General features: G+C 64.5%; 23 protein-coding genes and 1 riboswitch. Of the genes, 12 read left to right on the top strand and 11 right to left on the bottom strand.

The features are described from left to right. The first annotated feature begins 19 nt into the window (after nucleotides 1–19). Nucleotides 20–406 carry a MerR family DNA-binding transcriptional regulator gene (locus EN846_RS12920; RefSeq protein WP_112618641.1) on the top strand — a complete coding sequence of 129 codons (387 nt, stop codon included), beginning with the start codon at nucleotides 20–22 and terminating at the stop codon, nucleotides 404–406. A 31-nt stretch (nucleotides 407–437) separates the two neighbouring features. Here EN846_RS12920 and EN846_RS12915 read toward each other — a convergent pair whose 3' ends face one another. The 5 genes from EN846_RS12915 to EN846_RS12895 form a co-directional block, all read right to left on the bottom strand. Further along, nucleotides 438–2,579, bottom strand: coding sequence for a beta-galactosidase (locus EN846_RS12915; RefSeq protein WP_128346413.1), 2,142 nt, complete (start codon nucleotides 2,577–2,579; stop codon nucleotides 438–440). 26 nt (nucleotides 2,580–2,605) lie between these two features. After that, the gene (locus EN846_RS12910) at nucleotides 2,606–3,751 is read right to left on the bottom strand and encodes an ABC transporter ATP-binding protein (protein WP_127393114.1); all 1,146 of its coding nucleotides are present in this window, start codon (nucleotides 3,749–3,751) and stop codon (nucleotides 2,606–2,608) included. A 67-nt stretch (nucleotides 3,752–3,818) separates the two neighbouring features. Continuing rightward, a complete protein-coding gene (locus EN846_RS12905) occupies nucleotides 3,819–4,664 on the bottom strand; it encodes a carbohydrate ABC transporter permease (protein ID WP_135913908.1) in 846 nt (281 codons plus the stop codon). Continuing rightward, nucleotides 4,657–5,541 carry a sugar ABC transporter permease gene (locus tag EN846_RS12900; protein ID WP_127393115.1) on the bottom strand — a complete coding sequence of 295 codons (885 nt, stop codon included), beginning with the start codon at nucleotides 5,539–5,541 and terminating at the stop codon, nucleotides 4,657–4,659. The genes EN846_RS12905 and EN846_RS12900 overlap by 8 nt, the downstream gene beginning before the upstream one ends. A 65-nt stretch (nucleotides 5,542–5,606) precedes the next feature. After that, the gene (locus EN846_RS12895) at nucleotides 5,607–6,878 is read right to left on the bottom strand and encodes an ABC transporter substrate-binding protein (protein ID WP_127393116.1); all 1,272 of its coding nucleotides are present in this window, start codon (nucleotides 6,876–6,878) and stop codon (nucleotides 5,607–5,609) included. A gap of 115 nt (nucleotides 6,879–6,993) precedes the next feature. On the opposite strand from EN846_RS12895, the gene EN846_RS12890 reads away from it, so the two are divergent. Beyond that, nucleotides 6,994–8,172 carry an ROK family transcriptional regulator gene (locus tag EN846_RS12890; RefSeq protein ID WP_127285124.1) on the top strand — a complete coding sequence of 393 codons (1,179 nt, stop codon included), beginning with the start codon at nucleotides 6,994–6,996 and terminating at the stop codon, nucleotides 8,170–8,172. A 41-nt stretch (nucleotides 8,173–8,213) separates the two neighbouring features. Here the strand turns inward: EN846_RS12890 and EN846_RS12885 are convergent, their stop codons facing one another. From EN846_RS12885 to EN846_RS12875, 3 genes are all read right to left on the bottom strand, one after another. Further along, entirely contained in the window at nucleotides 8,214–8,690 is a 477-nt protein-coding gene (locus EN846_RS12885) for an isoprenylcysteine carboxylmethyltransferase family protein (protein ID WP_127393718.1), read from the bottom strand. Further along, nucleotides 8,687–9,688, bottom strand: a complete 1,002-nt coding sequence (locus EN846_RS12880) for a DUF1624 domain-containing protein (protein ID WP_127393719.1) — start codon at nucleotides 9,686–9,688, stop codon at nucleotides 8,687–8,689. The genes EN846_RS12885 and EN846_RS12880 overlap by 4 nt, the downstream gene beginning before the upstream one ends. Nucleotides 9,689–9,899: 211 nt before the next feature. Beyond that, the gene (locus EN846_RS12875; protein ID WP_127393720.1) at nucleotides 9,900–11,078 is read right to left on the bottom strand and encodes an aromatic ring-hydroxylating dioxygenase subunit alpha; all 1,179 of its coding nucleotides are present in this window, start codon (nucleotides 11,076–11,078) and stop codon (nucleotides 9,900–9,902) included. 132 nt (nucleotides 11,079–11,210) lie between these two features. Here EN846_RS12875 and EN846_RS12870 point away from each other — a divergent pair, with 132 nt between their 5' ends. The 5 genes from EN846_RS12870 (at nucleotide 11,211) to cobO (ending at nucleotide 14,315) form a co-directional block, all read left to right on the top strand. Further along, on the top strand, nucleotides 11,211–11,903 hold the full coding sequence (locus EN846_RS12870; RefSeq protein WP_127393721.1) for a gamma-glutamylcyclotransferase: 693 nt from the start codon (nucleotides 11,211–11,213) through the stop codon (nucleotides 11,901–11,903). A 64-nt stretch (nucleotides 11,904–11,967) separates the two neighbouring features. After that, nucleotides 11,968–12,162, top strand: a riboswitch (cobalamin riboswitch). Nucleotides 12,163–12,198: 36 nt separating this feature from the next. Further along, nucleotides 12,199–12,378, top strand: a complete 180-nt coding sequence (locus tag EN846_RS12865) for a CbtB domain-containing protein (RefSeq protein WP_126054052.1) — start codon at nucleotides 12,199–12,201, stop codon at nucleotides 12,376–12,378. Between the two features lie 15 nt (nucleotides 12,379–12,393). Next, the gene (locus tag EN846_RS12860; protein WP_127285119.1) at nucleotides 12,394–13,191 is read left to right on the top strand and encodes a CbtA family protein; all 798 of its coding nucleotides are present in this window, start codon (nucleotides 12,394–12,396) and stop codon (nucleotides 13,189–13,191) included. After that, nucleotides 13,184–13,699, top strand: coding sequence for a bifunctional adenosylcobinamide kinase/adenosylcobinamide-phosphate guanylyltransferase (gene cobU, locus EN846_RS12855; RefSeq protein WP_127285118.1), 516 nt, complete (start codon nucleotides 13,184–13,186; stop codon nucleotides 13,697–13,699). The genes EN846_RS12860 and cobU overlap by 8 nt, the downstream gene beginning before the upstream one ends. A gap of 1 nt (nucleotide 13,700) precedes the next feature. Then, complete coding sequence (gene cobO / locus EN846_RS12850) at nucleotides 13,701–14,315, top strand: cob(I)yrinic acid a,c-diamide adenosyltransferase (protein ID WP_127285117.1); 615 nt, start codon at nucleotides 13,701–13,703, stop codon at nucleotides 14,313–14,315. Here cobO and cbiB read toward each other — a convergent pair whose 3' ends face one another. Further along, nucleotides 14,316–15,293: an adenosylcobinamide-phosphate synthase CbiB gene (gene cbiB, locus EN846_RS12845; RefSeq protein ID WP_127285116.1), complete on the bottom strand. Its 978-nt coding sequence runs from the start codon at nucleotides 15,291–15,293 to the stop codon at nucleotides 14,316–14,318. On the opposite strand from cbiB, the gene cobD reads away from it, so the two are divergent. Both cobD and EN846_RS12835 read left to right on the top strand, forming a co-directional pair. Beyond that, a complete protein-coding gene (gene cobD / locus EN846_RS12840; protein ID WP_127394131.1) occupies nucleotides 15,292–16,347 on the top strand; it encodes a threonine-phosphate decarboxylase CobD in 1,056 nt (351 codons plus the stop codon). The genes cbiB and cobD overlap by 2 nt on opposite strands. Further along, nucleotides 16,344–16,853: a tyrosine phosphatase family protein gene (locus EN846_RS12835; protein WP_127309397.1), complete on the top strand. Its 510-nt coding sequence runs from the start codon at nucleotides 16,344–16,346 to the stop codon at nucleotides 16,851–16,853. The genes cobD and EN846_RS12835 overlap by 4 nt, the downstream gene beginning before the upstream one ends. An 11-nt stretch (nucleotides 16,854–16,864) precedes the next feature. On the opposite strand, the gene EN846_RS12830 is transcribed toward EN846_RS12835, so the two are convergent. Beyond that, the gene (locus EN846_RS12830) at nucleotides 16,865–17,668 is read right to left on the bottom strand and encodes a creatininase family protein (protein WP_128346786.1); all 804 of its coding nucleotides are present in this window, start codon (nucleotides 17,666–17,668) and stop codon (nucleotides 16,865–16,867) included. Between the two features lie 56 nt (nucleotides 17,669–17,724). Beyond that, complete coding sequence (locus tag EN846_RS12825; protein ID WP_127393756.1) at nucleotides 17,725–18,108, bottom strand: RidA family protein; 384 nt, start codon at nucleotides 18,106–18,108, stop codon at nucleotides 17,725–17,727. A gap of 357 nt (nucleotides 18,109–18,465) precedes the next feature. Between EN846_RS12825 and EN846_RS12820 the strand changes: the two genes are divergently transcribed. From EN846_RS12820 to EN846_RS12810, 3 genes are read left to right on the top strand one after another with little or no spacing between them, the layout of a single operon-like run. Further along, a complete protein-coding gene (locus tag EN846_RS12820) occupies nucleotides 18,466–19,470 on the top strand; it encodes an ABC transporter substrate-binding protein (protein WP_127393757.1) in 1,005 nt (334 codons plus the stop codon). Nucleotides 19,471–19,472: 2 nt separating this feature from the next. Continuing rightward, nucleotides 19,473–20,297 (top strand): ABC transporter ATP-binding protein, encoded by an 825-nt coding sequence (locus tag EN846_RS12815; RefSeq protein WP_127393758.1) that lies wholly within the window; start codon nucleotides 19,473–19,475, stop codon nucleotides 20,295–20,297. Then, nucleotides 20,284–21,135, top strand: a complete 852-nt coding sequence (locus tag EN846_RS12810) for an ABC transporter permease (protein ID WP_127284953.1) — start codon at nucleotides 20,284–20,286, stop codon at nucleotides 21,133–21,135. Before EN846_RS12815 ends, EN846_RS12810 begins: the two co-directional genes overlap by 14 nt. The last annotated feature ends 24 nt before the right edge of the window (nucleotides 21,136–21,159 follow it).

Here is a 21,159-nt window from a genome sequence, read left to right as displayed (position 1 = left end):
ATCGGCATCGGGAGCGACAATGCGGGAATACTACACGATCACCGAACTGACCCGCGAATTCGACGTGTCGACCCGGACGCTGCGCTTTTACGAGGACGAGGGGCTGGTGCAGCCGGTGCGGCGCGGCCGCACAAGGCTGTTTCGGCCGTCCGATCGGCATCTGATCCGCCAGATTATGCGCGGAAAAAGGCTCGGCTTCTCGATCAACGAGATCCGCGAAATCATCCAGATGTACAAGGAACCGCCCGGCGAGGTCGGCCAGCTCAAGCTGATGATCAAGCGCATCGAGGAAAAGCGCGAGGATCTCAGGCAGAAGCGGCGCGACCTGGAAGAAACGCTCGCCGAGCTCGACCAGGCCGAGGAATCCTGCGTCGAACGCCTGGTGGAGCTCGGCGTCAACACCTGAACGTGGCTGTCCCTTGTCGGGCGGTGTCTCCTCAACTGAGCAAGATCACCGCGCTGCCATAGGCTTCGAGTTGCATGGGCCCCGCGGTCGGACGACCGGTCAGTAGGTCTAGGCCTTGGGGCACGCCCGGCACTGCCACCGGTACTTCCGTGGTATTTTGAACGAACATCAGTTGGCGATCCTCGGCCTCGCGGATCGACACTTCCACTCCATCAGGCAGTTCAGGAAGCAGAGGCGCCACGCCAGCCCTGGTCAGAACGCCCTCGGCGATGGCTTCCGCAAGCTCGTGCGTCAGATAGGTGCCGACATAGACGACGCGGCCTTTGCCGAGCTGGCGTGAGGTGATTGCCGGCTGCCCGGCGCAAAAGCGGCTCGACCATGCGCCCAGCACCTCGGTATCCGGCTCGACCTCGAGCAGTTCGTAGAGATGCGCGGCCTCAAACTGCCTGTTGCCGAAGGTGAAATGATACTTGCGCTCCGCCGACGAGGCCGGGAGAGGCGCTGGCGGGACATGGGCGCCAGTCGCGGCCTGGCGGAACAAGGGAAACAGTCCGGCGCCGCCTTGCGGAACGAGGCGGCCGAACTCGGCAACCTTGACGCCGCTCAGTGCCGAAAGGTCGCGCCCGGGTGCCTGCTCGCGAACGATGTGGTTGTTCTCATCCCTTGTGCCGGTCAGCGCCGACAGGATCAGCGTGCCGCCGCTGCGGACGAAAGCCTCGACCGCAGCATTCCATTCCTGCTTCCACATCACCCAATGCGGAACATAGAGCGCCTTAAGTCGCGACAGGTCATCCTCGGGGTGGATGAAGCCGCAGGCTATGCCGTTCCGGTAGCAGTACCGGTGCAGCAGCGTTGCATCGTCGAGTGGGCTCGGCAACCCCATGGCATAGGTCTTATGCGCTTCCTGGTTGTCGAAATCCGCGCCGGCGATGCCGATGTCCATGCGCACGACCGTGCCAAGGATCTGATCCTTGATAGCGGCGATGTCGTGGAAGAACCGGCTCGCCTCGTCGTAGCGGCGTCGGGGCACGTCGTCGTGATCGATGACGCCCATCCAGTAGATCTCTGCGCCAAAATGCGCGGGGCGCCAGCGGAAAAACATGATGCCGTCGGCGCCGCGTGCCACCGATGTCATGGCCATGCGGCGCATCTCGCCCGGCTCCGGTGTCATGGTCGAGAAGCCCGGCTGGCTGCCAAAGCCGGAGGCCTGCTCCGGCACGATATAGTTGCCGGAGTATGCACGGCAGATGTCGAGATGCAGCGCCTGCGTGGCCGCGTGTCCGCCCGTGCGCCGCATTTCGTCATACAGCATCGGGTAGATGTCGAAGCCGATGAAATCGAGGTCCTGTCCGAACTGGCCGCGGAAATCGATGTCGGCGAGCTGGCCGAGATTGTGGAAGACGAACCAGTCCGGATTGGCGGCGCGCAGGATCTCGACCTGGTCGTGCTGGAAAGCCGCCGTCGCCGCGGCCAGGAAGCGATGGTAGTCCTGCACCTGCCCGGGGCTCGGATAGGATGGCATCAGCGGCCGCGGCAGGTCGATTTGCGAGAAATCGTCGTAGGCCGTCGCCCAGAAATGGCCGCCCCAGGCGAAATTCAGCGCGCCGATCGCGCCGTATTTGTGCTGCAGGAATTTCTGGAATTCCAGCCGCGTCGAAGGCGCGAACGACTCCGAAACCGTCGTGTTGAGCTCGTTGTCGGTCTGCCAGCCGATGACGCGAGGATTGTTGTTGTAGTGCTCGGCCATGGCGCGCGTGATGCGGCGGCTGTGAGCGCGAAACACGGGGCTGGTGGTGTCGGCGTGCTGACGCGATCCATGGCTCGCGCGGTGGCCGTTGACGTCGACGCGCAACACCTCGGGATAGTTGACGGTCAGCCAGCGCGGCGGCGTCGCTGTCGGCGTGCAGATGATCGTGTCGATTCCGACCGCGCCGAGAACCTCGATTGCCCGGTCGAACAGATCGAAGTCGAACTTGCCTTCATAGGGCTCGAAAATATGCCAGGCGAACTCCCCCATCCGGACCGTGTTGACGCCGGCGGCAAGCATGCGCTCGGCATCGCGTCGCCAGCAACTCTCGTCGACATGTTCGGGATAGTGCGGTGCTCCCAGAAGAAAGCGGTCGAGATTGAGCGGTCGCCAAACCGAAAGCGGGGCGGGCTTCTTGCGGTGCATGCGGATGATACTCTTGGATGCGAGGGTCAGGTTGCGGGAACGGGTTTTCGCGACGTCAGCGTGCGGCCATCGGGTCCGAACAGATAGGCGCCGGCGATCTCGAAGCCGGCCGTCAGCCGGGCGCCGACACTGATGGGCGACACCTTGTTGAGCTGCACCGTGAAATTGCCGGTGCCGCTGTCCGAATTGGTTGCTTGGAGGGGGGAAGCGTCGAGGTAGAGAACTGTTTCCCGTCCCAGATGTTCGACCAGCCGCACCTGGCCAGGGAACGATGCCTGGCCTGCGTCTGCCCGCTCGAGCACATGCAGGTTTTCCGGTCGGATTCCGACGGTCACCGCGTCGCCAGCCGAAATGCCGACCGGATCAATGTCGCCGAAGGCAAATGCCGGCATTCCCGCCGCCGTCAGCGTCAGGCTGGCCGCGCCGACGGTTTCCACCCGCGCTTCGATGAAGTTCATGCGCGGCGCGCCGAGAAAGCCGGCGACGAAGATGTTGGCCGGGTTGGCGTAGAGCTCGAGAGGGGAGCCGACCTGCTCGACCTGCCCTTTGTTCAGCACCACGATCCGGTCCGCCATGGTCATGGCTTCGATCTGGTCGTGGGTGACGTAGACCATGGTGGAGCCGAGCTGGGCATGCAGGCTCGAAAGCTCCACCCGCATCTGCGTACGCAGCGCTGCGTCGAGGTTCGACAGCGGTTCGTCGAACAGAAACACCTCCGGCGAGCGGGTGATGGCGCGGCCGATCGCGACACGCTGGCGCTGCCCGCCGGACAATTGCTTGGGTCGTTTGTCGAGCTGCTCCTCAAGGCGAAGGATTTTGGCGGCGCGCTTGACGGCGGCATCGATCTCCGCCTTTGGCCGCTTCGCCATCCGCAAGCCGAAGCCCATGTTTTCCGCCACGGTCATGTGCGGGTAAAGCGCGTAGGACTGGAACACCATGGCGATGCCGCGATCGCCGGGTTCTTCCCGGGTGACATCGTGGCCGTTGATCACGACCTGGCCGGAATTGATGGTCTCAAGCCCGGCGATTGTCTTCAGCAAGGTCGACTTTCCGCAGCCCGAAGGCCCGACCATGACGACGAATTCGCCCTTTTCGATCTTCAGGTCGATCGCCTTCAGGGCATGATAGCCGGCGTAGTGCTTGTCGACCTTGCGCAATTCCACGCTGCTCATCGCGAGGCGCCTTTCCGTGTCTGCCGGTTGCGTCCGTATGGTCCGACCTGAAATCCTGAAGCGAAGATCATCCCTTGACCGCCCCCATGGTGAGGCCGCTGATGAAGTGCTTCTGCATCAGGAAGAACATGACGACCGGCGGCAGGGCGACGAAGATCGTTGCCGCCGAAATGATGTTCCAGGCCGACGTCCACTCGCCGCGCAGATTGTTGAGCCCGGCAGTTACGGGTTTGACCGCGTCGCTCTGGGTCAGCACGATCGCCCAGAAATAGTCGTTCCAGATGAAGGTGAAGGTGAGGATGGCGAGCGCCGCCAGTGCGGGCCGCACCAGCGGAACCACCACATGACGCAGCACCTGGAAGGGCGAAGCCCCTTCGGCGCGCGCGGCCTGGAACAATTCGCCGGGCAAGGCGGCGATGAAGTTGCGCATGAAAAGCGTCGCAAAGCCGGTCTGGAAGGCGATGTGGAAGACGATCAGGGCGTAGACGGTGTCGTAGAGGCCGAGCCTCACCATCAGATCACGCACCGGGATCATCATGATCTGGGCCGGCAGAAAATTGCCGCCGACAAACAATGCGAAAATGAGGTTTGAACCGCGGAACGGATAGCGGGACAGGACGAAGCCGGTCAACGTCGACAGGATCAGCACGCCGATCACCGAGGGAACGGTGATCAGCAGGCTGTTGAGGAAGAAGCGCAGCATCGCGGTCTGTTCGAAGACCGCCGTGTAATTCTCGATCAGGCTGAATTTCTGCGGCCAGCCCCAATAGTTGCCCGCCATCAGCTCTTCGTTGGAGCGGATCGACGTCAGCATCACGGCGAAGAGCGGCAACAGCCACAGCGCGACGACCAGGGTCACGCCGCCGACATAGAGCGCACGCTGGAGCTTGGCGTCTTCCGATACATCAGGCATTGCTCCGTTCGGCCTTGATGAGGCCTCGCAGGTACCAGGCGATGAAGACGATCATGATGGCGAAGAGAACCGTGGCGATCGCTGCGCCGTAGCCGAAGCGATAGGAAAAGATCGATTCCTCGTACATCTGGTAGGCGAGCACCGTCGACGAGCCATAGGGGCCGCCGGTGGTCATGACCGCGACCATGTCGAAGGAGCGCAGCGCGCCGATCACCGTGACCGCGATGGCGATGAAGCCGACCTGCGACAGTTGCGGCAGGACCACATGGCGCAGCATGCGCCAGCCGCGCGCGCCGTCGACGCGACCGGCGCCGATCAGGTCCTCGTTGAGGTTGTTCAGGCCGGCCAGGAACAGCACCATGCAGAAGGCGATCTGCGGCCACAGACCGGCGGTGGCCACCGCGAAGGTGGCGAAATTCTCGTCGGAAAGCAGCGCCGGCGCGGTGCCGCCGAACAGGCCGAAGATCAATTGCAGCAAACCATAGGTCGGATCGTAGACCCAACCGAAAACGACGCCCACGGTCACCGTGGCCAGCACCAGCGGGACAAAGAACAGCGATTTCAGGATGCGCATGCCGCCGATCTGCTGGTTGACGATCAGCGCCAGCGCGAGGCCGATCGGCGGCGCCAGCATGAAGATCAGCAGCCAGATGATATTGTTCTTGAGCGAGACGTAGAATTGCGGGTCTTCGGCCAGCTCGACATAGTTGGCGAGGCCGACCCAGGTCTTCGCGCCGATACCGTCCCAGTCGAGCAGCGAAATCCAGACCGTCTCGAAGGAGGCGGCAAGAATCACCAGGCTGAACAGGATGAGACCCGGCAGAAGGAGAAGTGCCGGTGTCATCCAATGACGATTTCTGCGCCAGAAGCGGGGCATGGGAATTCATCCAAAAGAGAGACGGGACCGCCGGGAGAGGCGGCGGCCCGTCAGGTCCGGGAGGACTAACCGAAGATTCTCTTGCGGGTCTTTTCCAGCCGCTCGAGGATCTGCTCGCGCCGTTCGGGCTTGACCATGAATTCCTGGAGCCCGGTCATGCCTTCCTGGGCCATGTCCGGATCCGTGTCGCGATCGTAATATTGCGACGTGCCGACCACCTTCTTCAGTTCCTCGACCGCGGCGTTGACCAGCGGATCCTTGCTGGGCGGGCAGTCGTTGCGCGGCGGGATGGCTCCCTCGGCGGCGAGGAAGGCGCCCAGGTTCTCCGGCTTGTAGAAATAGGCGAGGAAGTCGCGCGCGCCTTGCTTGTTCTTGGCGTTGGCAGGCACGTGAATGGAGTTGACGGAGAAATCCTCATACCGGGCGACGCCGGGGACGACTTCGGGAAACGGCGCATAGGCGAGTTGCGGAACGTCGGCCTCCGGGAAGGCGGATCTGACGAAACCGCCGAGGTCCAGCATGGCCGCCTTCTTTTGCGCCAGCGCCGCACCTGCCTGTTCCCAGCCGAAGGAACTGTGGTTGGGCGAGAAGAAACCGGCCTTGATCAGATCGTTCCATTTGTCGAAGACGGGCGTCAGCATCGGATCGGTGTACTGGACCTTGCCGTCCATCAGCGCGATGTGCTTGTCGAGACCGTTGATGCGCAGGTTCATGTGGTCGAACCAGCCACCTGCGGGCCAAAGCTCCTTGGTGCCCATGCTCATCGGGATCATGCCAGCGGATTTCGCGGCCTCGCCGAAGGCGAGAAGGTCGGTCCAGGTCTTCGGCGGGGTCCAGTTGTGTTCGGCAAAGACGTCCTTGCGGTAGAACAGGCCCCAGAGCAGGCCGCCCATCGGCAGGCCATACTGCTTGTCGCCGACAGTGACGGCACTGGTCGTGGCGCCGAGCACGCTCTTGAAGTTCTCGCGGGCAAACAGATCGGAGATGTCGTCGAACAGGCCCTTGTTGACGAACGCCTTCATGCGGTTGCCGGAGAACCAGAAGCAGATATCGGGGGCGCCGACGACGAGATAGCTGCGGATCGCGGTCTTGTGCGCCTCGTGATCCATGTTGTTGATGGTGACCTTGGCGCCGGATTTCGCCTCGTATTCGGCCGCCAGCCTGTGCAGGATGTCGCGTTGCCCGACATTGCTGAGGTTGGAGATGATGGTGATTTCCTGCGCCTGCGCCAGGGCCGGCAAGCAAAGCCCGCTTGCGGCGGAAGCGGCGAGGGCTGCGCCGGTGCCCTTCAGGAAACGGCGCCTTGTCGTGGACAGAGTCGTGACGTCGATGGCCATGGCTATTTTCTCCTCCCTGAGAGCAGCCGGATTCCGATTGAACCGGGGCAAGTCGTAGCGTATGCAGATGAAGTCGGTCAATAGTTAATTTACAAAATTAATAATGAGGCTAGAAATGAAACTCAAGGGTGATCAGCAGACATCGCGCGCCATGAACCGACGATTGATCCTGAACATGATCCGCGCCGACGGACCGATGAGCAGGGCGGACATGGCGACGCGCAGCGGTCTGAGCCCGGCTGCGGTGACCTTCGTGGTTTCCGAACTCTTGGACGAGAACATCCTCGTCGAGGGAGAAGCCAGCCTGGGGGCGCCGGGGAGGCGGCCTATCCCGATCAGCATAAATTATGCGGGCCGCCTGGTCGTAGGGCTCAAGCTGAAGGCCGGCGCCATCGATTGCGTGCTGACCGATCTTGCGACGACCCCGCTTGTCTCCAGGCAGGTGGCGGTGCCCGACCCGTCGCCTCAAAGTACTGTCGAGGCCTGCGCGGCCGCCGTCAAGGAATTGCTAGCGGACCGCAAGGCGCCGAGCGGCGCGCAGCTAAGCGGCATAGGCATCGCGGTGCCAGGTGTCATCGACAATGGCGTTTGCCGGCTCAGCCACCGGTTCAACTGGATCGACGTACCAATCGCGGCCATGCTCGCCGAACTCGTGCATGTGCCGGTCTGGGCTGACGACGACACCAATGCTTTCGCGCTGGCGCAGCAATTGTTCGGCCTCGGCCGGCATCATCGCACGGTCGGCGCGTTGGCGATCGGAGCCGGCATCAGCTGCGCCGTGGTGATCGACGGCGCCGTGCATCACGGCGCAAGCGGTGCCGCGGGCAAGATGGGGCACTCCATCTACAATCCGAACGGGCCACAATGCGAATGCGGCCGGCGCGGCTGCCTGCAGACCTTCTTCTCGGAGCCGGCCCTGGTGAGGCGGTGGCGTGAAGCGAAAGGCCTGCCGGGCGAGGCCTCCCGCCATGACATGTTCGAAGCGGCCCAGGCCGGTGACGAGACCGCCGTGGAGATCCTGCGCGAAGCCGGCGAAGGCATAGGCCGGTTCCTTGGCGGCTTCTGCAACATCATCGATCCGGAGGTCATCGTCGGCGGCGGTGAAGCGGTCAGCTTCGGCGACTATCTGTTCGAGCCGATGCGCGACGCGTTGAAGCGCTATGCGATGTGGAACCCGCCGCCGATCACGCCTGACTGGGCCGACGATTCCTGGGCGCGTGGCGCTGCCGCATTGGCTACCCAGAGGCTTTTCGATTTCGAAAGCAGGCCTGGGGAGACCAGGGCGGTCATGTAAACGAGGACCCGATCAAGTCTGGCGGCGCTTGCCCGCGAGGCTCAAATCCAGCGCCGCACCCGCTTGGCGTAGTCGCGGTATTTCTTGCCGAATTTCGCCGCCAGCACCTTCTCCTCCTTCTCGATCGCCAGCTTCTGCGTGGCGAAGGCGGCGATGAAGGCAAACAGCAGGAACCAGGCGATCCCGGTGATGAAGGCGACGCCGATCAACAGCAGCGTGTTGGCGAGGTACATCGGGTTGCGGGTGATCGAGAACGGACCCGAAGTGACGAGATGGTCGGGCACCGCGTTGGGATTGAAGGTCGTCCTCGCCCGCAGCATGACGCGGATCGCCGTGAACCAAAGCGCGGCGACGAAGAACAGCGCCACCCAGCCGGCGGCAAACATAAGGTCGCCCAACAGGTCGCCGATCCACGGCAGCGGAAAGAAGAGGCCAAGCGCGACGCTGGCGGCGATGGCAATGACATAGATCAGCGGCGGCCACGGGATGAGCCCGGGTTTCGGCTGACTGTCGGTCATTGCTGTCCTCCCTCCGTCGCGTCGTCAGTGCTCGCCGTGCAGGCGCCGGCGAGATCGGCGAGATGCGCCTTGAACTCCGGTGTCTGGTCGCCGTCGTAGAGCCTGTCCAGCGTCCCTTCGCCCTGCAGCGTATCGAGCATGCAGCCACAATAGCTCGTACAGAATTTGCTGTCGCGCTGCTGCTCGCAGGATATCTGGCAGGATTTGAGGAAGCTGGCGTCCTGGTCCAGCGGCGCCGCCGGCATCACCTGCGAAAACAGCCAGACCGAACCGAACAGCAGCGGCTGGTGGATCAGGTAGAAGGCCAGGCTGTGGCGGCCGATGAAGACCAGCGGGTTGGACCAGCGGCCGGGCGCCAGCTTCGCCAGCCGGGCGAGCACGCCGGACGTTGAGGCAAGTTTCGCCGCGGCAATGCCCAGCAGCACGGCGCCGAACCAAGGTAAGAGCGGCACATAGTCGTTGGAGCGCGGATTGGTCGCCGACAGGCCGACCCACCACAGCGCCGGGTGGTCGAAGGCTTGCGAGCGCAGATAGAGCGGGGCGGCGATCACAAGCGCCGCGACGGCGATGGTCAGCAGCGAGGGCAATCGCAGGAAGGCGAGGCCGAGCAGGGAGGCGAGCGCGATCTCGTGCAATATGCCGAAGAAGATGAAGCCATCGGGCGTGGCGATGCGGGTGATCAACGATATGGCCAGCGCCGCCACGGCTACCATGGCGAAGCGCTTCCAGAAGCCCGGCCAGCGGATTTGCCTTCCATGGGCGAGGAACAGGCTGACGCCGACCAGGAACAAGAAGGTCGAGGCGATGCAGCGCGCGTAGATCTTCCACCAGCCGAAGGCGGTGAGGCCGGGATCGGTGTAGCCGAAATTCTCGAGGTCCCAGGTGAAATGGTAGCTCGCCATCGCCAGCAGCGCGATGCCGCGCACGATGTCGATGGCGACGATGCGTCCTTGCTTCGGCGTGTCCTGAACAGGTTCGGCCGGCGTTTGAAGGCTCATCGTGTCTCGCATTCCGATTCAGTGATGCCAAACGACTATCATGGTTCAGCCAGACAAAAGAAGGCGGGGCTGCTGTGACATGCATCAATCTGCCCGCCGTTTTCGTCCGGGCGGTTCGAAGGGTGGCCGAGCCTGGGTTCAGCGTTCGCCACGGGCGGGCTGCTGGCGGCGGCCGTGGCTTTGTCACCTGACGGCGTCTGCCGAAGTCGCTCTAGGGTTTGGGCGAAAATGCCTGATGCCGCGCGCGCACCCATTCGTGGAAACGGTGCAGGTCGTACTCCTCCGGCATCAGCACGCCGGCCTCGTGGCGCATCGAACGCAGGCCCTTCTGGTTGACCTCGCAGATCGCCGCGTCCTCTTCCAGCACCTGCCTGCCGAAGGCGACGATGTTGTCGATGTCGGCTTCCGGCGAGGCGAGCGCTTCGGCCGGGAACAGCCATTCGGCCGACAGTTCCGTCTGCTCCGGGCCGAGCGGCACAAGCCGCACGGTGCGCACATAGTCGACATGGCCGACGATGAACATCGACGGCAGGCTCGTGGCGTAGGTCTGGCCGGCGGCGCATTCGGCCGGCGTCAGGCCGGCAAACACCGGACCGTGCACGTGCCCGTCGCGCGACCAGGTCTCGGCGCCGGCGCGCAGGCCGCCGGAGAATTCCGGCGCGTCATTGTCGGCGTGGCGCGCCCATTCGGGATCGTCGTGCCTCGCCATCAGGCCTCGGCCATAGATCGGCACCAGCCGCGACAGGTCCTTGTGGACGCCGGGGCAATGCAGGCACTCGTTGAAGTTCTCCCAAAAGATCTTCCAGTTGCAGTTCATCACCTTGCGCAGCGCATGGCCGGTGACCAGCGTCTCCAGCGGCCAGTTGGCGAGATTGCCGGAAGCCTGGTCGAACGAGGCTTCCGCCGAGCCGGCGGCATCTTCGGCGAGGTTGATGAAGACGAAGCCGCGCCACACCGACAGCGCCACGCCATAGAGCGGGTAGTCGGCCTTGTCGAAGCCTTCGGGCAGCGACTTCGACGGCACGCGCACGAGGTCGCCGCGCAGCGAATAGGACCAGGCGTGGTAGGGGCAGGTCAGCAGCCTGGCCTTCAGCCTTCCCTCGCTCTCCTGGCAAAGCTGCGAGCCGCGATGCCGGCAGGTGTTGTGGAAGGCGCGCAATTCGCCGGCCTCGTCGCGCAGCACCACGATCTCCTGCGTGCCGACGCGGAATGTCCTGAAAGCCAGCGGCTGGGCAAGGTCGGCCTCGCGGCAGACCAGCAGCCAGCTTTTGTACCAGATCGCGTCGAGGTCACGACCGTAAGCCCCGGCATCCCAATAGGCCGACGACGGCAGCGTCGGCTCAAGCCTGGTCAGGCCGGTGTAGAGGTCGTCGCTCGGTTTGGGCTGCATAGGCGGCTCCCTGAATGGTCCAGCCGACACCCGGCCAGGATGTTTGTCAATCGCTCGCGCCGTGGCCATTGTGGCACGCAATCGCCGCCCCTAAGGTCGGCGCTTCACAAGTCGGGTGCCCAGGGACAGTTCATGCCGCCAAGGACAATGTCGCTCACCGAGGAGCTGGTCGCGCGCTGCTTTCGCGTCGTCGAGGACAGCGGGCCTGATCCCAACGCGATGCATCTGGACGATGCCGACTATGAAGCGATGCTGGACACGCTGGAGGCTGAGCTGCCTGGCAGCGAACCGCTCTGGCTGTTCGGCTACGGCTCGCTGATCTGGAAGCCCGAGATCGATCATGTCGAGGAACGGGTTGCGGTCGCGCGCGGCTGGCACAGGTCCTTCTGCATGAAGATGACGCGCTGGCGCGGCACCAGGGAGCAGCCTGGCCTGATGATGGCGCTGGACCGGGGCGGGCAGTGCAAGGGCGTCGCCTTCAGGCTTGGCGACGCCGACCGGCGCCGGCAGCTCGACAAGGTTCTGCGGCGCGAAGTGACGCTGAAGCCGACCAGCTACCATCCGCGCCTGCTCAACCTTTCGAGCGACGGCGGCACGTTGCGGGCGCTGGCATTCGTCATCAACCGCAAGGGCACAACCTATTCCGGCCCGCTCGAGGAAAGCGTGGTGGTCGAAAGGCTGGCGACATCCTGCGGGCACTGGGGATCGGGCGCAGACTATCTTTACAACACGGTGAAGAACCTCGAGCAGCGCGGCATCCATGACCGCCATCTGTGGCGGCTGCAGCATCTGGTTGCCGAGCGGATTGCCGCGTCGGACAGCTAGGCCCGGTGGCGCATTTGCGCTGGTGGCCGCCGGAATTTGGTTTGCCGGGCGCGACGATTCTGCCTATAGTCCTGCCGTCGTCGGTTCCGTTTTTGGAGCCAAGAGGGAATGCGGTGAGGGCGAATTCGTCCAATGCCGTGGCTGCCCCCGCAACTGTGTGCGGTAGTCCTCTCCAAGACCACTGAGGAAAATCCTCGGGAAGGTGGGGAAGGGCGCTGATCCGCGAGCCAGGAGACCTGCCGGCGACAGAAACGTTGAATTCTATGCCCTCGGGTGGAGGGCGAAAGGACAAGACATGACGACCGCTTCCGTCTCCCTCGGCACCTCCGTCTCCTCGCAGTCGCGCTTCATGCAGCTGGCCATGGCCGCGTTGCTCGGCATTTTCGTCGTCGGCTTTGTCGGCTTCTCGCATCTCGATGCGGTCCACAACGCCGCTCACGACTACCGCCACTCGATGGCGTTTCCCTGCCACTGACAAGGGCCTGACATCATGAACCTGTTTCGCAACGTCGTGTTCATCGCGGCGATTGCAGGGCTCGTGGCCGGCGTCGTTCTCGCTTGCCTGCAGGCCTATGCAACCGTGCCGCTGATCCTCAAGGCGGAAGTCTACGAACAGGCCGGCGGCGGCCATCATCATGATCATGCCGCGGCGCCTGCCGAGACCGGCGACGCCATGAGCTCCGCCGCTCCGGCCGGAAATGCCATGAGTTCCGCGCCGGCTCCGGCCGAAGCGGCCGCGCCAGCGGAAGACGAGGGCTGGGCACCGGCCGACGGCTTCGAGCGTTTCGCCTTCAACGTCGTCGCCAACATCGTCACCGGCATCGGCTTCGCGCTGATCCTGGTCGCGGTTTCGGAATTCGCCGGTGGTATCGGCAACTGGCGCCAGGGCGTGTTCTGGGGTCTCGCCGGCTTTGCCGTGTTCACGCTGGCGCCGGGCCTCGGCCTGCCGCCGGAACTGCCGGCGATGCCGGCCGCCGAACTCCTGCCGCGCCAGATCTGGTGGACGGCGACAGCGGTCGCGACCGCCGCCGGACTCGGCCTGATCGCTTTCCGCAAGTCGCTGCCGCTGGCGATCCTGGCCGTGGCCCTGATCGTCGCGCCGCACATCGTCGGCGCGCCGCAGCCGGAAAGCTTCGAGACGCCGATTCCCGAAGGCCTGCATCACCAGTTCGTGGTGGCGGTGACGGTCACCGACCTGGTGTTCTGGCTGGTGCTGGGCGCTGCCGTCGGCGTGGTGCGCGGCCGCTTCACCGGCACGGCCACCAGCCTGCGCGACAGCTTTGCCTGATCGCAGGGGACTGACCTTCATCATCGGCGGTGCGCGCTCCGGCAAGAGTGCGCATGCCGAAACCCTGGTGACGGCGAGTCCCTCGCCATGGGCTTACATCGCCACCGCGGAAGCCTATGACGATGAGATGCGCGAGCGCATCGCGCTGCATCGGGCGCGTCGCGGCGAGGGCTGGGCGACGGTCGACGCGCCGCTCGATCTTGCCGCCGCGATCGAGGCGCTGCCTGACCACCAACCCGTCTTGATCGACTGCCTGACTCTGTGGCTGACCAATCATATGCTGGCCGAGCGCGACCTCGATGCGGAATGCCGGCGGCTTGTGGATGTTCTATCGCGGCCGCGCGGGCCGTGGTTCGTGGTGTCCAACGAGGTCGGCCTGGGCATCGTGCCCGACAATGCGCTGGCGAGGCGGTTTCGCGATGCGGCCGGCCGGCTCAACCAGCAGGTCGCCGCCGTCGCCAATACGGTGCTGCTGATGGTGGCCGGTCTGCCGCTGAAGGTGAAGTGAGATGACTGAGACCGATGACAAGGATGCCGAGCGCCACCGCGCCAAGATGGCCAAGCGCAAGGCTGTGCAGGATGCCGAGGTGGCGGCAAAGACGATCGAGAAGGGGCTGCTGATCGTCAACACCGGCCCGGGCAAGGGCAAGACCACGGCCGCCTTCGGGCTGGCGCTCAGGATGCTCGGCTACGGCAGGCGCGTCGGCGTCGTGCAGTTCATCAAGGGCAAATGGCATACCGGCGAGAAGGACGCCTTCGCCGCCTTCGGCGACCGCGTCGTCTGGCATGCGATGGGCGAGGGCTTCACCTGGGAGACGCAGGACCTGAAGCGCGATATCGCCGCCGCCGAGGCCGCCTGGGCAAAAGCACTGGAGCTGATGGCGGATCCGTCGATCAGCCTTGTCGTGCTCGACGAGCTCAACATCGCGCTGCGCTACGACTATCTCGATCTGGAAAAGGTCGTTGCCGCGCTGAAGGCGCGCCGTGCTGACCTGCATATCATCGTCACCGGCCGAAACGCCAAGCCGCTGCTCGTCGAGGCGGCCGATCTCGTCACCGAAATGGGCCTCACCAAGCACCATTTCTCGGCGGGCGTGAAAGCCCAGCAAGGCATCGAGTTCTGATCACATCGTCAGATAGATCAACAGCGCCGACAGCATGCCGAACAGCGCGATCAGCAGCCAGTCGGCCACCTGGTAGAGCTTCAGCGCCTGCCTGATGTCGAGGCTTTCCGCCTCGCGCCGGCCGCCTTCGCCCATGTAGGCATCCTCGACGACCACGCCGCTGTAGCTGCGCGGGCCGGCCAGGGCGAGACCCAACGCGCCGGCCATCGCCGCCTCCGGCCAGCCGGCATTGGGCGAACGGTGCTTTTTCGCGTCGCGCCGCATGGCCTGCCAGGCGTTGCGGGGGTCCGCGCCTTTGACGAAGAAGGCAGCCAGCACGATCAGCAGCCCTGTCAGCCGCGATGCCGGCAGGTTGATCCAGTCGTCGAAGCGCGCCGCCGCCCAGCCGAAGGCCTCATGGCGCGGCGTGCGGTGGCCGATCATCGAATCGGCGGTGTTGGCGGCCTTGTAGGCGACGCCGCCGGCCAGGCCGCAGACCCCGGTCCAGAAGGCCGGAGCGACGATGCCGTCGGAGAAATTCTCGGCCAGGCTTTCGATCGCCGCGCGGGAAACGCCTGCCTTGTCGAGCTTTTCGGGATCGCGGCCGACGATGCGCGAGACGGCGATGCGGCCGAGCGTAAGGCCGCCGGTGTCGAGCGCGTCGGCCACCGCCTCGACATGATCGGCCAGGCTCTTCTGCGACATGAGCGTCGACGCCAGGATCGCGGTGATGATGAGGCCGACCGGAAACATCTGCCAGAGCAGGAGCTGCACGGCAAAAGCGATGGCCGCCGGCACCAGAACAATGACCAGCAGAGCCATGACGCCCCGGCGGCGACGCTGAGCGTCGGAATCAGTGGCGCGGTTGAGCGCGCGATCGAGAAAGGATATCAGCCTGCCGAACCAGGTGACGGGATGGCCGATGGCCCCGAACAGCCAGTCCGGGTAGCCGAGTGCCCGCTCAATGACCAATGACAGGAAGGCAATCAGTATCGACATGAAGCTTCTTGATGGAGCGATTGCGGCAGTGGATCACGGCGGATCCCTTGGCCGGGCGAGCGCGCTCTTCCCTCACGCGCCACGGCCTTTCGTCGATCTCTCGACGGGTATCAATCCGCACTCCTATCCAATTTTCGAATTGCCCGCCACCACCCTGTCGCGATTGCCGGAAGCGGCGCGGCTCGGCGAACTTCGAGCGGTCGCGGCCGGCGCCTATGGCGCGCCGTCGACGGCGCATGTGGCGGCCGCGCCCGGCACGCAGATCCTGCTGCCGCGCGTTGCCTCGCTGGTGAAGCCCGGCAAGGCGCTGGTGCTCGGGCCGACCTATGCCGAGCACAGCCGAGCCGCCGCCATCGCCGGCCATGCGGCGGCCGACGTCGATGATGTCGAAGCGCTTGCCGAGGCCGACCTCGCCGTTGTCGTCAACCCCAACAATCCGGACGGTCGCGTCGTCGAGCGCGAAAGACTGCTTCAGCTTGCCGCCCACCTTCGCGCCAAGGGCGGCCTGCTGGTCGTCGACGAGGCGTTCATGGATGTCGGGCCGGGAGGGGAAAGCCTGGCCGGCGATGTCGGGCAGGGCGGCATCGTCGTGCTGCGTTCCTTCGGCAAGTTCTTCGGCCTTGCCGGTGTCAGGCTCGGCTTCGCGCTGGCCGACACGCTGACGGTCCAGCGGCTGGAGACGCAACTGGGACCCTGGGCGGTGGCAGGCCCGGCGCTTGAATACGGCATCCGCGCGCTTGGCGACCTCGATTGGCAGGCCGCCATGCGTGGGCGGCTGGCGCAGGACGCGGCGCGGCTCGACAAGCTGTTCGCCCGGTTCGGCGCTACCGTGGCCGGCGGCACCACGTTGTTCCGCTATCTGCGCCTGCCCGAAGCCGCCGGCCTGTTTTCGGCGCTGGGTGAGCGCGGCATCCTGCTCCGGCATTTCGCCCTGCGGCCACAGGTCCTGCGCGCCGGACTGCCGGGCGATGAGGCCGAATGGCAGCGGCTCGAAGCGGCGCTTGCCGACTGGGCCTCATTGCGCGAGGATCAGACGAAGGAAACCAACCCATGATCCATGTCTGTTCGCTGTCGAAGGTCGAGGAGACTGTGGCGAGAACCGGCGCGCAGCGCCTGCTGTCGTTGCTTGCCGCTGGCACCGAAGTGATGCGCCCGGCCTCGATCGTGGCGGAAAACCACTTGCATCTGGTCATGCACGATATCGCCGTGGCCCAGGAAGGCATGACCATGCCGGGCGAGGAGCATGTCCGCGCGCTGCTCGATTTCGGTTATCGCTGGGATCGGGCAAAGCCGCTGGTCGTGCATTGCTATGCCGGCATCAGCCGCTCGACCGCCTCGGCCTATATCATTGCCGCGGCGCTGGCGCCGAAGCGCGACGAGGTCGAGCTGGCGCAGACGCTGCGCGCGCTCTCGCCCTCGGCGACCCCCAATCCGCGGCTGATCGCCGTTGCCGATGCCTTGCTTGGCCGTGATGGCCGCATGATCGCCGCGATCGAAGCGATCGGGCGCGGCGCCGACGCTTTCGAGGGCATACCTTTCGAGTTGAAGATCGAAGCCTGAACCCCTTCGGATTACGACAGCCAGTCGGCGAGCTTTGCCTTGCGCACATCCCTGACCAGGCTGATGAAGCCGTCGGCCTGATGCTCGGCGGTCAGCCGGCCTTTCTCGGCCGTTGCGATCGAGGCGTCGCCGACCACGCCGTTCGGGTTGAGGTCGCTGGCGATCCAGGCGAAGGCGTGTGTGCCGGTCTGGCGCAGCAGGGCGAATTCCTTCTCGGCGCGGCCGACATTGGAAACGAAATTGTCGGCCTTGCCCATGTCGACGAGGTCGGGCCGGAAATGCAGCATCAGCGAGGTCTCGACGTCGCCGCCATGGATGCCGTGGCGGTCCTCGAGCTCGGTGTACATGGCGGCCGGACGGCCGAAACGCTGCCAGCTCGTCTTCACCGCCAGCATTTTGGCTCGCACGCGCAGCTCACGCGTGATGATGCCCATGATCTCCTCATTGCCGCCATGCGAGTTGACGACGATCAGCTTTCTCACCCCGGCCCTGGCGATGGACAGGCCGAGTTCGGTCCAGGCATCGACCAGGGTCGTTGCCGGCAGGGTGAGGGTGCCCGGCGCATGCAGATGTTCGTTGGATTTGCCGACCGCCTGGACGGGCAGGATACGGATGTCGAGATCGGCGGGCAGGCGGGCGATGACGGTGTCCAGCATGCCGTTCATGATCGAGGTGTCGGTCGACACTGGCAGATGCGGTCCGTGCTGCTCGATCGCCGCCACCGGCAGCACGGCGATCGTCGCTTCCGGGTCGATCGAGGCGTATTCGGTGGTCCGGTAGTCGCCCCACCACACGCGTCTGTTCGCAACGGTCATGTCGTGCCTCTTCAAATCATCGCGCCAGACCTAGCGCGGCTGGCATCGCCTGTCGATCATCCGGCGGCGATCACCTCGATCTCGACCTTGAATTCCGGCCGGGCGAAACCGGAGACGATCATCAATGTCGAGGCCGGCGCCGGGCTGGCGAACAGCCGGTCGCGCACCTCCATATAGGGCCTGAGGAAGGCACGGTCGGTGACATAGGTGTTGATGCGCACGATGTCGGAAAGGCCAAGTCCGGCCTCGCCGAGAATCGCCGCTACGTTTGCGAAGCAGAGTTCGGCCTGCGCCCCGGTATCTTCGGGAATCTGGTCGTCCGCGGTCATGGCGACCTGGCCCGAACACAGCACCAGGCGCTTGCCGGGAGGCACTTCGACGCCGTGGCTGTAGCGTGCAAAGGGCGGCTTGATCGACTTCGGCGCGAGGAATCGGAACATGGCAATCTCCTGTCTCAGCCTAATGCATGTCGCCCAAAAGTGTGCAGCGGTTTTGGGATAACGACATGCATGAAACAACAACCTAAGGCGCGTCGCATAAGTGCCGTTCAGGCGCGAGGGGCTTTAGGTAAGGCACGATCAAAGACGCCTTCAAGATGGCTGTGCCCATCGTCCTTGCGATTATGGACAGGCGTCCAAAAAATAGGCACGATGCCTCTCGTACAGCATGACCCGTCCGCTCCTCGCAGCGACTGTCGCGCAAGCAGGCGGCCCAGGCGGTGGCATGTGTCTTGCTTCTTGAACCAATGGTGTCGAGCCCGGCGCGCAGCGCGTCGGAGCAAATTGAGGGTGATGTTCATGGTCGGAAAACGGAAGAACCTGGCGGGCGCAGTCGTCCTGCTTGCGGCAGGCACGCTGGGCGCGGCCGCCAACGAGAAAGTCACCTTCGGCACCAACTGGCTGGCCGAGCCTGAGCATGGCGGCTACTACCAGGCGGTCGCCGACGGCACCTATGCCGCGTGCGGCCTCGACGTCACCATCATGCAGGGCGGCCCGCAGGTCAGCGGCCGGCCGATGCTGCTGGCCGGCAAGATCGATTTCTACATGGGCGGCAACCTTCTGTCGGCCTTCGACGCCGTGCAGCAGGGCATTCCGATGCGCGTCGTCGCCGCCGACTTCCAGAAGGATCCGCAGGTCATCATGTCCCAGCCCGGGCAGGGGCTGGACAAGTGGGAAGACCTGAAGAACGCCGACCAGTACATCCTCGGCGACGAGGGTGCGCAGACCTTCTTCCAGTGGATGGTGACCGAGCTCGGCTTCGATGCCGCCAAGCGCGTCCCCTACACGTTCAACCCGGCGCCGTTCATCGCCAACAAGAAGTCGATCCAGCAGGGCTACGTCACCTCGGAACCGTTCGCGGTGCAGAAGGCGGGCGGCTTCGTTCCGAACCAGTTCCTGCTCGCCGACTATGGCTGGGATACCTACGCGACCACCGTCGAGGTCATGCAGGACACGATCGACAAGCGGCCGGAGGTGGTGCAGTGCTTCGTCGATGGCTCGGCCAAGGGCTGGTACAACTACCTGTACGGCGACAACAAGGCCGCCAACGATCTGATCAAGAAGGACAATCCGGATATGACGGACGAGCAGATCGCCTTCTCGATCGAGCAGCTGAAGAAGTTCGGCGTGGTCGATTCCGGCGATACCGAAAAGCTCGGCATCGGCGGCATGACGGAAGCGCGTATCCAGAGCTTCTACGACAAGATGGTCAAGGCCAAGGTGGCGCAGCCGGGCATCGACATCAAGAAGGCCTATACGCTGGCCTTCATCAACAAGGGCGTCGGGCTGGACCTGAAGAAGTAACCGTGAAGCTGGAGAAAGTGGCGCAGGCGCCGGCAACGGCATCGGGTGAAGGCCCGATGCTGTTGGCGCTCCGCAATGTCGGCAAGGTCTTTTCCAACGGCGTGACGGCGCTGAGCGACGTCGACCTGACAATCCGCGAAGGCGATTTCCTCAGCCTTCTCGGACCGTCGGGCTGCGGCAAGTCGACGGCGCTCAGGCTGATCGCCGGCCTGTCGACGCCGACCTCCGGGCTGCTCGACTGGCGCGGCGGCATCGATCGCTCGAACATCGGCTTCGTCTTCCAGGAGCCGACGCTGCTGCCCTGGGCGAATGTCTTCGACAATGTCTGGCTGCCGCTCAGGCTGAAGGGCGTGTCGCGCGCAAAAGCCGAGCCCGCGGTGATGGCCATGCTGGCGCGCGTGCATCTCAACGGCTTCGAAAATGCCGTGCCGCGCGAGCTCTCCGGCGGCATGAAGATGCGCGTCTCGATCGCGCGGGCCATGGTGACCAAACCGCGCATCCTGTTGATGGACGAGCCCTTCGCGGCGCTCGACGAGATCACACGCTTCAAACTCAACAACGACCTTCTGGAACTGTGGCAGGACGAGCGCTTCACCGTCGTCTTCGTCACCCACAGCGTTTTCGAGAGCGTGTTCTTGTCCAGTCGCGTGGTCGTGATGGCGGCGCGGCCGGGCCGCGTTCACGGAGAGCTTGCCGTCGACGCTCCCTATCCGCGCGACGAGGTGTTCCGAACCTCGCCCGATTATGCCGCGCTTTGCCGCCAGGCGTCCGACGTGCTGGTCAACGCCATCAATTCAACCGCCGGACCGCACCATGACGGCCATTGAAGACACAGTCCTGAAGCTTGATCCCGAAGAGGCGCGCCGTGTCCGCCAGGAGCGGCTGGAACGGATCGGCAGATGGGTGCTGCCGCTGGCGATCATGGTGCTGGCTATCTGGCTGTGGGACCGCATCTGCGTCTGGAACGAGATCCCGCAATACATCCTGCCGCGCCCGGGCGTGGTCCTGCAGACGCTGCATGACGATGCCGGTCTGTTGTTTTCCTCGCTGCTGGTGACGCTCAGGATCACCTTCCTCAGCCTGCTCCTTGCGGTCATCGGCGGCGTCGGGCTGGCGGTGCTGTTCGCACAGTCGAAATGGGTGGAGATGTCGTTCTTCCCCTTCGCCATCGTGCTGCAGGTGACGCCGATCGTCGCCATCTTCCCGCTGATCAACATCTACATCAACAACCAGACGACCAAGCTGCTGCTCTGCGCCTGGATCGTCGCCTTCTTCCCGATCCTCTCCAACACCACGCTTGGCCTGAATTCCGTCGACCGCAACCTGCGCGACCTGTTCAAGCTCAACGGCGCGACCCGCTGGCAGCAATTGCGCTATCTGCGCCTGCCGGCGGCGATGCCCTATTTCCTTGGCGGGCTGAAGATCGCCGGCGGCCTGTCGCTGATCGGCGCGGTGGTGGCGGAGTTTGTCGCCGGCGCGCAGGGGCAGTCGTCGGGGCTCGCCTCGCGTATCATCGAGGCCGGCTATCGGCTCAACGCGCCCCGCCTGTTCGCGGCACTCATCCTGATCTCGCTCACCGGCATCCTGATTTTCCTGGTGCTGTCGCTGGTGTCGCATCTGATCCTGCGCCGCTGGCACGAGAGCGCGCTGAAGCAGGAGCGGTAGGGTGGTGTCTGTCCGCGTAATCCG

The sequence above is a fragment of the Mesorhizobium sp. M4B.F.Ca.ET.203.01.1.1 genome (assembly GCF_004791025.1).
Lineage (GTDB): Bacteria > Pseudomonadota > Alphaproteobacteria > Rhizobiales > Rhizobiaceae > Mesorhizobium > Mesorhizobium abyssinicae.
Note: the sequence above shows the minus strand (reverse complement) of the source record. Positions and strands in the feature narration are given on the sequence as shown.